General features: G+C 70.7%; 12 protein-coding genes. 11 read left to right on the top strand and 1 reads right to left on the bottom strand.

Annotation, left to right across the window (positions count from 1 at the left end; all coding sequences use genetic code 11):
• Positions 1–21: 21 nt before the first annotated feature.
• From BWR60_RS13590 to BWR60_RS13580, 3 genes are read left to right on the top strand one after another with little or no spacing between them, the layout of a single operon-like run.
• Positions 22–561 carry a VOC family protein gene (locus BWR60_RS13590; protein ID WP_088151568.1) on the top strand — a complete coding sequence of 180 codons (540 nt, stop codon included), beginning with the start codon at positions 22–24 and terminating at the stop codon, positions 559–561.
• A gap of 9 nt (positions 562–570) precedes the next feature.
• Complete coding sequence (locus BWR60_RS13585) at positions 571–1,845, top strand: ribulose-bisphosphate carboxylase large subunit family protein (RefSeq protein WP_088151567.1); 1,275 nt, start codon at positions 571–573, stop codon at positions 1,843–1,845.
• Positions 1,842–3,194, top strand: a complete 1,353-nt coding sequence (locus BWR60_RS13580; RefSeq protein WP_088151566.1) for a four-carbon acid sugar kinase family protein — start codon at positions 1,842–1,844, stop codon at positions 3,192–3,194. Before BWR60_RS13585 ends, BWR60_RS13580 begins: the two co-directional genes overlap by 4 nt.
• Before the next feature lie 342 nt (positions 3,195–3,536).
• Here BWR60_RS13580 and acnA read toward each other — a convergent pair whose 3' ends face one another.
• On the bottom strand, positions 3,537–6,146 hold the full coding sequence (gene acnA / locus BWR60_RS13575; protein WP_088151565.1) for an aconitate hydratase AcnA: 2,610 nt from the start codon (positions 6,144–6,146) through the stop codon (positions 3,537–3,539).
• A gap of 115 nt (positions 6,147–6,261) precedes the next feature.
• Here acnA and BWR60_RS13570 point away from each other — a divergent pair, with 115 nt between their 5' ends.
• The 8 genes from BWR60_RS13570 to BWR60_RS13535 all read left to right on the top strand — a co-directional run bounded on the left by BWR60_RS13570 (position 6,262) and on the right by BWR60_RS13535 (position 15,318).
• Positions 6,262–7,149 (top strand): GntR family transcriptional regulator, encoded by an 888-nt coding sequence (locus BWR60_RS13570; RefSeq protein WP_088151564.1) that lies wholly within the window; start codon positions 6,262–6,264, stop codon positions 7,147–7,149.
• Positions 7,150–7,359: 210 nt separating this feature from the next.
• A complete protein-coding gene (locus BWR60_RS13565; protein WP_088151563.1) occupies positions 7,360–8,433 on the top strand; it encodes an amidohydrolase family protein in 1,074 nt (357 codons plus the stop codon).
• A complete protein-coding gene (locus BWR60_RS13560) occupies positions 8,430–9,296 on the top strand; it encodes an alpha/beta hydrolase (protein WP_088151562.1) in 867 nt (288 codons plus the stop codon). Before BWR60_RS13565 ends, BWR60_RS13560 begins: the two co-directional genes overlap by 4 nt.
• A gap of 61 nt (positions 9,297–9,357) precedes the next feature.
• Complete coding sequence (locus BWR60_RS13555; protein ID WP_088151561.1) at positions 9,358–10,896, top strand: ABC transporter substrate-binding protein; 1,539 nt, start codon at positions 9,358–9,360, stop codon at positions 10,894–10,896.
• 36 nt (positions 10,897–10,932) lie between these two features.
• Positions 10,933–11,877 (top strand): ABC transporter permease, encoded by a 945-nt coding sequence (locus BWR60_RS13550; RefSeq protein WP_088151560.1) that lies wholly within the window; start codon positions 10,933–10,935, stop codon positions 11,875–11,877.
• Positions 11,874–12,692, top strand: coding sequence for an ABC transporter permease (locus BWR60_RS13545; RefSeq protein ID WP_088151559.1), 819 nt, complete (start codon positions 11,874–11,876; stop codon positions 12,690–12,692). Before BWR60_RS13550 ends, BWR60_RS13545 begins: the two co-directional genes overlap by 4 nt.
• Positions 12,692–14,383: an ABC transporter ATP-binding protein gene (locus BWR60_RS13540; protein ID WP_088151558.1), complete on the top strand. Its 1,692-nt coding sequence runs from the start codon at positions 12,692–12,694 to the stop codon at positions 14,381–14,383. The genes BWR60_RS13545 and BWR60_RS13540 overlap by 1 nt, the downstream gene beginning before the upstream one ends.
• On the top strand, positions 14,380–15,318 hold the full coding sequence (locus BWR60_RS13535; protein WP_088151557.1) for an ornithine cyclodeaminase family protein: 939 nt from the start codon (positions 14,380–14,382) through the stop codon (positions 15,316–15,318). Before BWR60_RS13540 ends, BWR60_RS13535 begins: the two co-directional genes overlap by 4 nt.
• Positions 15,319–15,322: the final 4 nt, after the last annotated feature.

The raw sequence follows: 15,322 nt of genomic DNA, 5'->3' as shown, positions 1-15,322 counted from the left end.
CCGACAAGACGGGAGTTCGTCATGAGCCGATTCTTCGGCGAGATCCGGCAGGCCGGCTACGTCGTGCGCGACATCGAGGCGGCGATGGACCATTGGAGCCGGGTCCTGGGCGTCGGCCCCTGGTTCTATAATCCGCGGGTTCCGGTCGAGAACTACAGCTATCGCGGGCACTCCTATGACGTGCACAACTCGGTCGCGCTGGCGAATGCCGGACCGCTGCAGATCGAGCTGATCCAGACCCGCGACGACACGCCGTCGATGTATCGAGACTTCCTGCAGGCGGGGCGCACCGGGCTGCAGCATGTCGCCTTCTGGACGGAGGCCTTCGACGAGGACCTGGCGCGGTTGCAGGCGCAGGGCTTCGTCGTGGCCATGGGCGGTGAGGTTGGGGCGCGCGGCCGCTTCGTCTATTTCGACACCGAATACCATCCCGGCACGGTGATCGAGCTCTCCGAGGTCGCGGGGCCGAAGGGCCGGATGTTCCAGCTGATCCGTGATGCCTCGGTGGGATGGGACGGTCGCGACGCCGTGCGGCCCTTTCCCGATCTCAGCCGGCTCTGAGGAACGGCGATGCGTCCCGAACCGATCCGTGCCACCTATCTGATCGAAACCCCGTTGGATCCGGCCGCGGTGGCGGAGGTCATCGCGGGCGAGCAGTCCTGCGGCACCTTCGCCCGCGTCCATGGCGAGACCGATGCCCTGCGCGCCCGGGCCCGGGCATTGGTGGAGCATATCGAGGAGCTTCCGCCAGCCGTGGAGCCCTCCCTGGCCAGCGCTTGGCTTGCCCGGCGAGGGCAGCAAGGGCCATGGCGGCGGGCACGCGTGACGGTGGCCTTCCCCGCCGAGAATGTCGGGCCCAACCTGCCGACCCTGGCTGCGACCGTGGCCGGCAATCTCTTCGATCTGGGTGAGGTCACCGGGCTGCGGCTGGAGAGGCTGGCTCTGCCGGCCGCCGAGCGGCAGCGCTTCGAGCTGCCCCGCCAGGGCATCGCGGGCACGAGACGAGCGACGGGCGTGGCGAACGGGCCGCTGATCGGCTCCATCATCAAGCCCAATGTCGGCCTGTCCGCCGAGGAGACGGCTGATCTGGCGGACCGCCTCTGCGCCGCGGGGCTGGACTTCATCAAGGACGACGAGGTCTGTGCGGATCCTGCCCACGCGCCGCTGGTCGAGCGGGTGACGGCGGTGATGCGGCGCGTGCGCCGGCACGAGGACCGCACCGGCCGGCGTGTGATGGTCGCTTTCAACATCACCGACGAGACCGACGCGATGCGCCGCCATGCCGAGTTGATCGAGCGCGAAGGCGGAAGCTGCGCCATGGTCAGCCTGAACTGGTGCGGCCTCTCCGCGGTGCAAAGCTTGCGGCGCAGCACCGGCTTGGCCCTGCATGGGCACCGCAACGGCTTCGGCGCGCTGTCGCGGCACCCCATGCTCGGGATCTCCTTCGCCGCCTATCAGTGCCTGTGGCGGCTGACCGGCATCGACCACCTGCATGTGCACGGGCTGCACGGCAAGTTCGCCCAGGCCGATGACGAGGTGGTCGACGCGGCGCGGGATTGCCTCGCGCCGCTGTCGGCGGGCATCGACGACCGGGTCATGCCCGCCTTCTCCTCGGGTCAATGGGCGGGGACCGTGCCGGCGACCCGGGATGCCGCCGGCAGCGACGACCTGCTGTTCATGGCGGGTGGGGGGATCCTCGCCCATCCGGACGGGCCGGCGGCCGGTGTCGCCAGCATCCGCCAGGCCTGGGAAGCCGTGGCGGTCGGCGAGACCCTGGAGGCGCACGCGCAGCGACGGCCGGAGCTCAACCGGGCTCTTGCCTTCTTCGGCGGCGTTTCCGGATGACCGGCACCGATCGCGGGTTGTCGGACGATCCTGGCGCCGCGTCCGCGCCGCGACTGGGCTGGTATGCCGACGATTTCACCGGCGCGACCGACACGCTGGCGACATTGTCCCGGGCCGGCCTGCGGACGCTGCTGTTCCTCGCGATTCCGACATCGGACCGGCTCGCTGCTGCCGGCAGGCTGGACGCCCTCGGGATTGCCGGCGCCTCGCGCACCCTGGCGCCCGGGGCGATGGCGGTCGAGCTCGATCCGGTCGGCCGCTTCTTCTCGGCGCTCGGCGTGCCCGTCCTGCACTACAAGTGCTGCTCCACCTTCGACAGCGCACCGGATATCGGCAGCATCGGCGCTGCCGTGCGGGCGCTGCGGCCGCATTTTTCGAATCCCTTCCTTCCCATCGTCGGCGGCCAGCCGAACATCGGGCGTTACTGCGTCTTCAGCACGCTGTTCGCCGCGGCCGGAACCGGTGGCGACGTCCATCGGCTGGACCGGCACCCGACGATGCCGGTGCACCCGGTGACGCCGATGCGCGAGGCGGATCTGCGCCGCCATCTCGAGGCGCAGGGAATGCCACTGGTCGCAGGGCTGCACGATCCTGCCTACGACCTCTCCCCGGCGGCCTTGGACCAGATCGTCGATCGGCTGATCGGGCAGGGATCATCGGCGGTTCTGCTGGATGTCGGTCATGAAGCGCATCTTGCTGCGGCCGGTCGGCTGATCTGGGCTCGGGCCCAGCGAGCGCCACTGATCGCGGTGGGCGCCAGCAGTGTTGCCCAGGCCCTGACGATGCATTGGTCGGCCGAGACCGGCTCGCCGGAACGAAGCCTCCCGGTCGAGCCGGTCGGGCACGCCGTCGGTCCCGTCTTCGTCATGGCCGGAAGCCTTTCTCCGGTGACTCGGCGGCAGATCGAGGCCTCGTCCTCGTTCGAGCGACTGCAGGTCGACGGCGGACGATTGGTCGGCGATCCAGCGTATATGCCGGCGCTCGTCGATACTGTGGCCGCGCGGTTGCGGGCGGGACGCCATGTGATGGCGTGGACCGCACCTCTCGACGCGAGCGCAGCTGAAATCGTCGGCCCCAGCAAGGTCGCCGGGGCCACGGCAGCCTTCGTCGCCTCGGTGCTGCGCGCGGTGGCGCTGCGCCGCCTGGGAATCGCCGGTGGCGATACGTCGAGCCGGGTGGTTCAGGCACTTGGCTTCTGGGGACTGTCTCACCGGGCGATCCTGGCGCCAGGTGTCGCTCTCTGCCGGGGGCATGCGAATGATCCGCGGCTCGATGGGATGCAGATCATGCTCAAGGGTGGCCAAATGGGGCAACCCGACATCTTTGAGCGATTGCTGCGAGGAATGTAGGGGCGTGATCGGTACCCGGCGGGAAGCGGCGGAGCTGCGCTCAGGGTCAATTGCAAGACTCATAGTTGCGCGTGCGAGGGCGAGCGCAGTTCCCTCGTTGGTCTCCTTGCTATACGGCGATAGCTAGCTTGTATGGGCATCGGTGGTATCCTGTCCCCGCAACCAACTTTGTTATAACTCCCTCGATATCGAGGTCTGATCCGAGGCCCGCCGGCAAAAAGCCGCAGGGCTTTCCGATTTTTCTTACAGCAAAGAAGCGGCTCTGTTTCCCCATTGTCGGGGGTGGTATTGCCCCGACAGTCCTGTCGATCGCTTCGAAAGCAGCGACTCAGCGGAAACCATTCAATGGTTTCCGTGCGCGCTTGCTTGCGCAACTATCAGCGGCATGATCCCCCCGGCGCGGAGGGTGTCGAGCTCGACCAAGGTCTCGATCGCGGCTACCGTCTCGAAAGTGTCGACCTGCCCCTGGGTGCGGCAGATCCTTACCGTCACAATGCTGTGCGGCCGCAGCGTTTCACCCAACGCGTCGATCTCGATCCAATCCTCCGGCGCCAGCGCCAGGGCGTCGGGATGGCGGTCCGCCGGCAGGCGCAGCGGCAGGACGCCCATGCCGGCCAGGTTGGCCCGGTGGATGCGCTCGAAGCTGGTGGCCAGCACCGCGCGCACGCCCAGCAAGGCGGCGCCCTTGGCCGCCCAGTCCCGCGACGATCCGGCGCCGTAGCGCTCGCCCGCCAGGATCACGGTCGGCACGTCCTCGGCGCCATAGCGCTCGGCCGCCCGCCACAGCGGCAGCGCCTCGCCGGAGGGCAGGTGGCGCGTGGTCCCGGGCGCCAGCGCCGGGTCCAGCAGGTTGCGCACGGTGCGGTTGGTATAGAGGCCGCGGCGCATCACCTCCCAATTGCCGCGCCGGGCGGCGAAGACGTTGAGGTCGCGCGGATCCTCGCCGCGGCCCGCCAGATGCAGGCCGGCGTCGCTGCCGGCGGGGATCGCGCCGGCCGGGGAGATGTGGTCGGTGGTGATGTCGTCGCCCAGCACCAGCAGCGGCCGGGCGCGATAGCGGCCCAGGCGGCTGTGCTGGCCGCCCGCGGCGAAGGGCGGCGGGCGCACATAGTTCGACGCCTCGTCCCAGGGGAACAGCGTCGTCGCCGGGGCGTCGAGGCCCTCCCAGGCGCCGTTGTCATGGGCGCTGGCGAAGGCGTCCGCGAAATCCCGCGGATCCGCGGCGCCGCGCAGGGCGGCGTCGATCTCGGCGCCGCCGGGCCACAGGTCGCGCAGCCGCACCGGCCGCCCGTCCGGGGCATGGCCCAGCGGGTCGGCCAGGATGTCGCGGGCCATGTCGCCGGCCAGGGCATAGGCGACCACCAGCGGCGGCGATGCCAGGAAGCCGGCCTCGACCAGCGGGTGGATCCGGCCCGGGAAGTTGCGGTTGCCGGACAGCACCGCGGCCGCGGCCGTGCCGCCGCGGATCGCCGCCTCCATCGCCGGCTCCAGCGGGCCGGACTGGCCGATGCAGGTGGTGCAGCCATAGCCGACGATGCCGAAGCCCAGCGCCTCCAGATCGGCGGCCAGCCCGGCGCGCTCGAGATAGCGCGCGGCGGCGGGCGATCCCGGCGCCAGCGAGGTCTTGACCCAGGGCGGCGGGCGCAGCCCCAGGCGCCGCGCCTTGCGGGCCAGCAGGCCGGCGGCCACCAGCAGCCGCGGGTCGGTGGTGTTGGTGCAGCTGGTGATCGCCGCGATCGCCACGGCGCCGTCGGGCGGCGCCGTGCCGCCGGCGGCGGGGCGCAGCAGGCGGCCCTGGGCCTGCGCCAGGGCCCGGGGCACCTCCGCCGGCGCCAGCCGGTCCTGCGGCCGCTTCGGGCCGGCCAGGCTGGTGGCGACGGCGTCGAGGTCGACCTCCACGACATCGGTGTAGAGCGGCGCGGCCGCGGGGTCGAACCACAGCCCCTGGCGCCGGGCCAGGGTGGCGACCCGGTCCAGCAGCGCCGGGGGGCGCCCGGTCTCGGCCAGGTAGCGCAGGGTGCGGTCGTCGATCGGGAAATAGCCGGTCGACGCGCCGTATTCCGGCGCCATGTTGGCGACGACCGCCCGGTCCCCGGCCGACAGGGCGGCGATGCCGGGACCGAAGAACTCGACGAACTCGCCGGACAGGCCGTGGCGGCGCAGCCGCTGCGTCACCGCCAGGGCGAGGTCGGTGGACAGCACGCCCTCGCGCAGCTTTCCGGTCAGCCTGACGCCGACGATGTCGGGCAGGCGCAGCATCAGCGGCATGCCGAACATCACGCTCTCGGCCTCGACGCCGCCGACGCCCCAGCCCAGCACGCCGATGCCGTTCACCATCGGCGTGTGGCTGTCGGTGCCGATCAGCGTGTCCGGCGCCGCCCAGGCCTCGCCCTGGTGCTGCGCCACCGCCACCACGGTCGCCAGCTGCTCCAGGTTCATGGTGTGCATGATGCCGGTGCCGGGCGGGTGCACGGTGACGCCGCGCAGCGCACCGGTGGCCCATTTCATCAGGCGGTAGCGCTCGGCGTTGCGCCCGATCTCCCGCGCCATGTTGTGGGCCAGCGCGTCGCCGGTGCCGGACCGGTCGACCGCGACGGAATGGTCGACCGAGACATCGACCGGCAGCACCGGGTTCAGCGCCGCCGGGTCGCCGCCCGCCGCGGCCACGGCGTCGCGCATCGCGGCGATGTCGACCAGCGCCGGCACGCAGGTGGTGTCGTGCATCATCAGCCGCGCCGGGCGGAAGGCGATCTCCGCCGTGCTGCGCCGGCTGGACAGCCAGGCCAGGAACGGCGCCAGGTCGCCGGCGGCCGGGGCCTCGGCGTGGCGGACCGCATTCTCGATCAGGATCCGCATCGACCACGGGAAGCGGGCGAGGTTCCCGCCCAGCAGCCGCGGCAGATCGACGAATCGAAGATGCTGACCACCCAGGTCGACAGTGCTAGACGTCATCGTGCAATCGCAGCGACCAGAACTGCAGGGCTTATTGCATGATGATGGTTCAAAGTGCAATCACCAACGTGCGGCCGGCCATTGTCGGGCCCGGCCGGCTTGCCGAGAGGGGCCGATGCCGCCATCGCCGCTGACGCCGCAGATCGCCGCGCGCATCATCGACTATGCCCGCGACCAGCCGCTGCGGCCGAACGACCACCTGCCGGCGCAGAAGCTGGCCGACCTGTTCCGGGTCTCGCGCTCGCCGGTCAATGACGCGCTGAAGCTGCTGGAGGCGCGAGGCATCGTCCGGCGCGAGGCGAATCGCGGCTTCTTCCTGGCGCAGGACCCGGCCGGGCTGGGGGCCGGCGCCACGGCGGGGGAAAGCCCGGAGGCGGGGGAGGAGGCCTATTTCCAGCTCGCCGACGACCGGCTGTCCGGCCGACTGCCGGACCGGGTCAGCGAGAACGAGATCATGCGGCGCTACGACCTGTCGCGCAGCGAGGCCATCCGCATCCTGACCCGGATGGCGCGCGAGGGCTGGGTCGAGCGGCTGCCCGGCAAGGGCTGGGGCTTCCTGCCGGTGCTGACCTCCGGCGAGGCCTACCGCATGGCCTATCAGTTCCGCATCGCGATCGAGCCCGCCGCCATCCTGCAGCCGGGCTACACCGTCGACGAGGAGGGGTTCCGCCGCGCCCGGGCGCAGCAGCAATCCCTGCTGGACGGCGACTACCGCACCCTGTCGCGCACCAAGCTGTTCGAGATCAACTCGCAGTTCCACGAGATGATCGTCGCCGGCTCCGGCAACATCTACTTCATCGAATCGATCAAGCGGGTGAACGCCAGCCGGCGCCTGGCGGAGTACCGCAAGACGGTCGACCGCAGCCGCCTGGTCGGCCAGTCGCTGGAGCATCTGCGGATCCTCGACCTGCTCGAGGCGGGGGACGTCACCAAGGCGTCCGAGTTTATGCGCTTCCACCTGGACTACGCGCTCAAGCTGAAATCCGACGGCACCCTGGGCTGAGCGAGGGCGTCATGGCCGGCGGAATCGCCGCCTGTGCAAAATTGGATTGACTTACGTCGCTATGTGATGCAATCCATCGGTCGGGCCGACGCCGGATCCACGGCGCGGCCGCCCCCAATGCAGCGATTCGGCGGGTCCGCAGCCGCGGCCGGCCGGTTCTCCCCTTGGCGACGACGCGGAGATGTCGGGGATGGCGGAGGAACTGTCGGCATGATCCCGGCCTACGACCCCCGGCGCAATGCGGTGCGGTCGCTTGCCGCGCTCGCGGCCTGGCAGGGCGGGGCCGCGGAGCCGGCGCTGGAGCCGGAGCTGCCGATCGTCGACAGCCACCACCATCTGTGGCGCCGCGACACCGGCGACTATCTGCCGGCGGATCTTGCGGCGGATGCCGGTGGCCACGCCGTGGTCGCGACGATCTGCATCGAATGCAATGCCAATTACCGCCCCGGCGGGCCGGAGGAATTGCGGTCCGTCGGCGAGACCGAGTTCATCGCGGCCGAGACGGCGGGCGCCCCCCGCGGCATCGGCGCCGCGATCGTCGGCCAGGCCGATCTGCGGCTCGGCGCGCGGGTGCGCGGGATCCTGGAAGCCCATATCGAGGCCGGGCGGGGCCGGTTCCGCGGCATCCGCCAGCAGCTGCGCTGGGACCCGGAGGGCATCGGCATGTTCGGCCGGCCGGGGCCGCGCGGCCTGGCGCTGGACCCGGCCTTCCGCGAGGGCTTCGCCGAGTTGGCGCCGCTGGGCCTGAGCTTCGACGCCTGGCTGTTCCACCATCAGCTGGACGAGCTGGTCGACCTGGCCCGCGCCTTCCCGGGCACGGCGATCATCCTGAACCATGTCGGCGGGCCGCTGGGCGTCGGCGCCCATGCCGGCCGCCGCGACGAGATGCTGGCGCTGTGGCGCCGCGGCATGGTCGAGCTGGCGCGCTGCCCGAATGTCCAGGTCAAGGTCGGCGGCCTGGGCATGCTCTATTACGGCTTCACCTTCCACGAACGCGCCGCGCCGCCGGAGTCGGCCGAGCTGGCGGCCGCGTGGCGCCCCTTCGCCGAGGAATGCTTCGACTGCTTCGGCGTCGAGCGCTGCCTGTTCGAGAGCAACTTCCCGGTCGACAAGCAGAGCTGCAGCTACAGCGCCCTGGCCAACGCCTTCAAGCGGCTGACCCGGGGCTTCTCGGAGGCCGAGCGGTCGGCCTTCTTCAGCCGCAACGCGGCGCGGACCTACCGCATCGAGATCGACCGGGCGCGGCACGACCCTGTGCCGGCCGGCGAGGAGGCAAGACCATGACCGAAGCCGCCACCGCCCGCAGCGCCGAGGAGGAGTTCGTCGAGCGCAACCGCGCCCAGTTCGACTTCGACCGCACCACGATCTTCGCCAGCCAGGCCGATCCGCGCTTCGCCTATTGCCTGTATGTGCCGCCGGCCCTGCCGGCCGGGCCGAAGCCCGAGCTGGTGGTGGTGATGCACGGCACCGGCCGCGACTTCGTCGGCTACCGCGACGCCTTCTCCGACTTCGGCCGCTGGAACAACTGCATCATCCTGGCGCCGCTGTTCCCGGTCGGCGTGCGGGGCGACGGCAACCGCGACGGCTTCAAATACATCCAGGAAGGCGACATCCGCTACGACCGGGCGCTGCTGGCCATCGTCGACGAGGCGGTGGCGCGCTATGCCCTGCCGTCCGGCCGCTTCGCCCTGTTCGGCTATTCCGGCGGCGGGCATTTCACCCATCGCTTCCTGATGCTGCACCCGGACCGGTTGTGGGCCGCCTGCATCGGCGCGCCGGGGTCGGTCACGCTGCTGGACCCGACGCGCGACTGGTGGGTCGGCACCCGCAACACCGAGGCGCTGTTCGGCATCGCCGTCGACCCCGCCGCCCTGGCCCGCGTGCCGGTGCAGATGGTGGTGGGCGCCGCCGACCTGGAGACCTGGGAGATCACCCACCAGCCCGGCAAGCGCCACTGGATGCCGGACGCCAACCATGCCGGCCACACCCGGCCGGAGCGGCTGGCCAGCCTGCGGCGGACCTTCGAGGCGGCGGGCGTCTCCGTGCGCTTCGACCTGGTGCCGAACATGGCCCATGACGGGATGGCGGCGGTGCCGGAGGTGCAGACCTTCCTCGCGGAGGTGCTGGGGCGGCGCCGCGCCGGCTGACCGGCGGCAACAATCAGGCGCCAGGCACAAGGCGCCGGTTCTGACAGACAGGAGGCACAGCATGAAACGATGGACGCTGATTTTCGCCGCTCTGGCGGCGATGGCCGGCCCGGCCGCCGCGCAGACCATCACCGCGGCGCTGAACCAGGACATCCGCAGCTCCGACCCCGGGGTGAACCGCGACGGCAACACCGACATGGTGATCCTGCACGTGGTCGAGGGGCTGGTCGGCAACTCCGAGGGCGGCGGGGTCGGGCCGCTGCTGGCGCAGAAGGTGGACGTCTCGCCGGACGGCAAGACCTACACCTTCACCCTGCGCCACGGAGTCAAGTTCCACAACGGCGCGCCGCTGACCTCGGCCGAGGTGCTGTGGAGCTGGAACCGCTACATGAATCCGAAGACGGAGTGGCGGTGCCTGCCGAATTTCGACGGCCGCAACGGCACCAAGGTGGTCTCGGCCACGGCGCCGGACCCCGCCACCTTCGTCATGGTGCTGGACAAGCCGAATGCGATGTTCCTGGACCAGCTGGCGCTGACCGATTGCGGCGGCACCGGCATCCTGCATCCGGATTCGGTCAAGGCCGATGGCAGCTGGGACAAGCCGATCGGCACCGGCCCGTTCAAGTTCGGCGAATGGAAGCGCGGCCAGTCGGTGTCGCTGATCGCCTTCGACGACTATGTCTCGCCGCCGGGCGACACGCGCGACGGCTTCCTGGGCCTGAAGAAGCCGCTGGTGAAGGAGGTGCGCTTCCTGGCCATCCCCGACGCCGCGACGGTCAAGGCGGGGCTGCAATCCGGCGCGATCGACGTCTCCTCGGTGCCGGAAAGCGAGGTGAAGGAGCTGCAGGCCGACCCGAACCTGACGGTCGAGCTGGGCACCAACCCGGTGCGCCACAGCATCATCCTGCAGACCCGCGACCCGGTGCTGAAGAACGTCAAGATCCGCCAGGCCATGGCCGCGGCGATCGACTACCAGGCGCTGGTCGACGCGGTGACCGAGGGCATCGGCAAGGTCAACAACTCGCCGGTCTACCGCACCTCGCAATATTACGGCCCGGTCGAGCAGCAGGGCTACACCTACGACCCCGAGCGGGCCAAGGCGCTGCTGGCGGAGGCCGGCTACAAGGGCGAGAAGATCGTCCTGATCGCCAACAAGCGGTCGACCGTGCCCAGCTTCAACACCGCGGTGATCGCGCAGCAGATGTGGCAGGCGGTCCGGCTGAACGTCGAGATCGAGGTGCTGGACTGGGCGACCCAGCTCGATAAGTACAACACCGGGGCCTACATGATGGAGGCCACGTCCTATTCGCCGCGCTTCGACGTCGCGCTCGGCTTCGAGCAGATCTCGGGCCCCAAGGACAAGCAGCCGCGCAAGGTCTGGGAGAACCCGGAGGCGCTGGCCCTGATCGACAAGGCGATGCAGACCACCGACCCGAAGGACCGGCAGCCGATCTTCGACCAGCTGCACAAGATGCTGCTGGAGGACGTGCCGGTGATCTTCACCCACAACGACAATGACTGCCTCGCCCACAACAAGCGCATCACCGGGCTGAAGCCGTGGGCGTCGAACCTGATCCTGTGGGGCGTCGCGAAAAGCTGACGCGGCCGCACCCCTAGCCCTGACACGAGAGAGGATATGCTGCGCTTCATCCTGACGCGCGTGGCCATGGCGATCCCGACGCTGCTGATCGTGGCAGTGTCGGTGTTCGCCCTGATCAGGCTGATTCCCGGCGACCCCGCCGCGCTGATGCTGGGCGACCTGGCCGACCCCGCCAGCCTCGCCGACCTGCGGCACCGGCTGGGGCTGGACCAGGGCCTGCTGGTCCAGTTCGGCATCTGGTTCGGGCATCTGCTGCAGGGGGATCTCGGCCAGTCGATCACCTCGCAGGAGGCGGTGCTGCCGCTGATCCTGGAGCGGTTCTGGGTCAGCGCCCAGGTGGTGCTGGCGGCGGTGCTGCTGGCCAGCCTGGCCGCGGTGCCGGCCGGGCTGATCGCCGCCTGGCGCCAGAACAGCCGCACCGACATGGCGCTGGTGGCGGTCGCCACGCTGTTCCTGTCGGTGCCGACCTTCTGGCTGGGCCTGCTGCTGCTGCTGTTCCTGGGCCTCAAGATGGAATGGCTGCCGGTCGTCGGCTACGTCTCGGTGGCCGAGGATCCGATGCGCGGCCTCCTGTACCTGGTCATGCCGATCCTGACGCTGTTCCTGCACGAGACCGGCGTGATCCTGCGCATGGCCCGCGCCTCGACGCTGGAGGTGCTGCGCCTCGACTACATCACCCATGCCCGCGCCAAGGGCCTGTCGGAGGCCGCGGTGCTGCGGCGGCACGCCTTCAAGAACGCCTTCGGCCCGACCTGGACCCTGATCGGCCTCGTGCTCGGCAACATGCTGGGCGGCATCGCCGTGACCGAGACGGTGTTCACCATTCCCGGCCTCGGGCGCCTGCTCGTCGACTCGATCTTCGCCCGCGACTACCCGGTCATCCAGGGATGCCTGCTGTTCGTCGCGATCACCTATGTCCTCGTCAACCTGATCGTCGATCTCTGCTACCCGATCTTCGATCCGCGGGTGGCCGTCCAATGAAGCGTCCTTCCCTCAACGCCGTCACCGGCGGGGTCATCATCGCGGTCCTGCTCGCCACCGCGGCCAGCGGGGCGCTGTGGACGCCCTACGACCCGCTGGCGATCAGCTTCCGCGCCAAGCTCGGCGCCCCCACCCCGGCCCATTGGCTCGGCACCGACGAATTCGGCCGCGACGTGCTCAGCCGCATCATGGCCGGGGCCGCGTCCAGCGTCTGGATCAGCATGCTCACCGTGTTCGTCGCGGTCACGCTGGGGACCGTGATCGGCGTCTTCTCCGGCTATGTCCGCGGCTGGGCCGACCGCATCATCATGGCCTTCAACGACGCCCTGCTCGCCTTTCCCGGCATCCTGCTCGCGCTCGGGCTGCTCGCGGTGCTGGGGGCCAACAAATACGGGATCATCGCCGCGCTCGGCCTCGCCTATGCGCCCTCGGTCGCCCGCATCGCCCGCGGCGCGGTGCTGTCGCTGCGGGAGCAGGAGTTCATCTCCGCCTCGCGCGTCATCGGCAATTCCGAGGCGTACACCATGGCGCGCCACATCCTGCCGAACTGCATCGCGCCCCTGACCGTGCTGGCGACCTCGATGTTCGGCTGGGCGCTGCTGGCCGAAAGCTCGCTGTCCTTCCTCGGCCTCGGCGTGCCGCCGCCGGCGCCGACCTGGGGCAACATGCTGGCCAGCAGCCGGCCCTATATCGGCCAGGCGATCTGGCTGGGCATCTTTCCCGGACTGTGCATCTCGATGACGCTGCTGGGCATCAACCTGCTGGGCGACGCGATCCGCGACCGGCTCGACCCGCGCATGAGGGGGGCGGCGTGATGGCGGGGCAGGATCCATTGCTCCAGGTCGGCGGCCTGACGCTGGAGATCGCGGGCTCGGGCACCGTCGTGGTCGACGGCATCGGCTTCTCGGTCAGCGCCGGCGAGATCGTCGGCATCGTCGGCGAATCCGGATCGGGCAAGACCCTGGCGGCGCGCGCCGTGCTGGGGCTGGTGCCGCCGGCGATCCGCCGCACCGCCGGGTCGGTCCGCTTCGAGGGCGAGGAGGTCACCACCATGCCGCCGAAGCGGCTGCGCCAGCTGCGCGGCGCCCGCATCGGCATGGTGTTCCAGGAGCCGATGACCTCGCTGAACCCGTCGATGCTGCTGGGCGAGCAGCTGGACGAGGGGCTGGCCCTGCACCGCAGGCTGAAGCCGGCGCAGCGGCGCGAGCTGATCGTCGACATGCTGCGGCGGGTCGGGCTCAGCGACCCGGAGCGGGCGCTGACCTCCTATCCGCACCAGTTCTCCGGCGGCATGCGCCAGCGCATCATGCTGGCCTCGGTGATGCTGCTGCGGCCGGCGCTGCTGGTGGCGGACGAGCCGACCACGGCGCTCGACGCCGTGGTCCAGCGCGACGTGCTGGAGCTGATGGTCGGGCTGACCCGCGAGCATCGCACCGCGGTGCTGATGATCAGCCACGACCTCGGCATGGTCGCGCGCTACTGCGACCGCATCATCGTCATGTGCAAGGGCGAGATCGTGGAGCAGGGGCGGGCGCAGGACCTGCTGGCCGGGCCGCGCCACCCCTATACCCGCAAGCTGCTGGCGGCGATGCCGCAGCGCGGGCCGTCGCGCAACTTCCCGGCCGGCGAGACGCCGGTGGTGGCGGTGCGCGACCTGGTGGTCGATTACCCCGGCCGCCGCGTGCTGTTCCGGCAGGAGGCGGGCAAGCGCGCGCTGCACGCCATCAGCCTGAAGGTGGCGCCGCGCCAGGTCGTGGCGGTGGTCGGCGGCTCGGGCTCGGGCAAGACCACTTTGGGCCAGGCTATCGCCGGGCTGGTGCGGCCGTCCGGCGGCGAGATCCTGTTCGGCGGCAAGCCGATCCACCGCAGCGAGGCCGGCTACTGGGACTACCGGTTGAACTGCCAGATGGTGTTCCAGGACCCGTACTCCTCGCTCGACCCGCGCATGACCATCGGCGGGCTGGTGGGCGAGCCGCTGCGCTTCGTCGAAGGCATGACCGGCGCGCAGCGGGCCGAGCGGGTGCGCGAGGTGTTGACTGAGGTCGGCCTGGGCGACAGCTTCGCCGGGCGCTATCCGCATGAGCTGTCGGGCGGCCAGCGCCAGCGCGTGGCGATCGCCCGGGCGCTGGTGCGCCGGCCGAAATTCGTCATCGCCGACGAGCCGGTCTCGGCGCTGGATGTCACCGTCCGCGCCCAGATACTGGAGCTGTTCGCCGAACTGCAGGCGCGGCACGGCTTCTCCTGCCTGTTCATCAGCCACGACCTCGGCGTGGTCGAGCAGGTGGCCGACCGTGTGGTGGTGATGAGCGAGGGCCGGATCGTCGAGCAGGGCACGCGCGACGAGATCTTTGACGCGCCGCAGCACGACTACACCCGCAAGCTGCTGTCGGCGGTGCCAGCGCTGGAGAGCGCGCCGAATGGCGGCGTGCGCCTGTTGTGGCGGCTGGACGGCGAGGCGGCGGAGCGGGGCCGTCGCGAGAGCATGACGGCGGGAGCTTCGGCATGAGGGTGGTGTCCTTGCCGGAGATCCTGGCGGCGCTGGACGAGGAAGCGGCCCTCGCCGCCGTGGCGTCGGGATTCCGGCGCTTCTCGGCCGGCCAGGTCCAGGTCGCCGCGGTCGGGCATCTCGCCTTCGCCGACGCGCCGGGCGACTGCCACATCAAGAGCGCTCATCTGGTGGGCGACGATGTGTTCGTGGTCAAGCTGGCCACCAGCTTCTACCGCAACCCCGAGCGCGGCCTGTCCTCCAGCAACGGCTTCATGGCCGTGATCAGCGCCGCGACCGGCGAGATCCTGGCCCTGCTGCACGACCAGGGGCAGCTGACCGACCGGCGCACGGCGATGGCCGGGGCGATCGCCGCCCGCGCCATCGCCCGGCCCGACTCCGCCACGCTCGGCGTGGTCGGGGCGGGAATCCAGGCGCGGCTGCAGGCCCGGCTGATCGCCCGGATCCTGGGGCTTTCCAGCATCCTGATCTGGGCGCGGACCAGCGATCGCGCCGCGGCGCTGGCCGCCGATCTCGGCGGCGAGGCCGTCGGCCTGCCGCAGCTGTGCGCCCGCGCGGACCTGATCGTCACGACCACCCCGTCGACGGCGCCGCTGCTGACCGCGGAGATGGTCCGGCCGGGGCACCGGATCGTCGCGGTTGGCGCCGACAGCCCAGGCAAGCAGGAGCTGGAGACGGCGATCCTGGGCAGGGCCCGTGTCGTCGTCGATTCCCGCGCGCAATGCCTCGATCACGGCGAGGCCGGATGGGCGGTGCGGGCCGGGCTGGTCGACCCGGCATCGCTGATCGAGCTCGGGGCTCTGCTCGAGTCCCCGATCGCCTTCGACGCCGACGAGATCGTCGTGGCCGACCTGACCGGCGTCGCGGTCCAGGATGCGGAGATCGCCAAGGTGGTGTGGCGGGGGCTGCAACGCGCCCCGTCACCAAGAGACTAAACAG

The sequence above is a fragment of the Inquilinus limosus genome, assembly GCF_002195995.1.
GTDB lineage: Bacteria > Pseudomonadota > Alphaproteobacteria > DSM-16000 > Inquilinaceae > Inquilinus > Inquilinus limosus_C.
Note: the sequence above shows the minus strand (reverse complement) of the source record. Positions and strands in the feature narration are given on the sequence as shown.

Coding starts and splice junctions, on each gene's coding strand:
- BWR60_RS13590 (WP_088151568.1), top strand. CDS start 22: ATGAGCCGATTCTTCGGCGAGATCCGGCAGGCCGGCTACGTCGTGCGC.
- BWR60_RS13585 (WP_088151567.1), top strand. CDS start 571: ATGCGTCCCGAACCGATCCGTGCCACCTATCTGATCGAAACCCCGTTG.
- BWR60_RS13580 (WP_088151566.1), top strand. CDS start 1,842: ATGACCGGCACCGATCGCGGGTTGTCGGACGATCCTGGCGCCGCGTCC.
- acnA (WP_088151565.1), bottom strand. CDS start 6,146: ATGACGTCTAGCACTGTCGACCTGGGTGGTCAGCATCTTCGATTCGTC.
- BWR60_RS13570 (WP_088151564.1), top strand. CDS start 6,262: ATGCCGCCATCGCCGCTGACGCCGCAGATCGCCGCGCGCATCATCGAC.
- BWR60_RS13565 (WP_088151563.1), top strand. CDS start 7,360: ATGATCCCGGCCTACGACCCCCGGCGCAATGCGGTGCGGTCGCTTGCC.
- BWR60_RS13560 (WP_088151562.1), top strand. CDS start 8,430: ATGACCGAAGCCGCCACCGCCCGCAGCGCCGAGGAGGAGTTCGTCGAG.
- BWR60_RS13555 (WP_088151561.1), top strand. CDS start 9,358: ATGAAACGATGGACGCTGATTTTCGCCGCTCTGGCGGCGATGGCCGGC.
- BWR60_RS13550 (WP_088151560.1), top strand. CDS start 10,933: ATGCTGCGCTTCATCCTGACGCGCGTGGCCATGGCGATCCCGACGCTG.
- BWR60_RS13545 (WP_088151559.1), top strand. CDS start 11,874: ATGAAGCGTCCTTCCCTCAACGCCGTCACCGGCGGGGTCATCATCGCG.
- BWR60_RS13540 (WP_088151558.1), top strand. CDS start 12,692: ATGGCGGGGCAGGATCCATTGCTCCAGGTCGGCGGCCTGACGCTGGAG.
- BWR60_RS13535 (WP_088151557.1), top strand. CDS start 14,380: ATGAGGGTGGTGTCCTTGCCGGAGATCCTGGCGGCGCTGGACGAGGAA.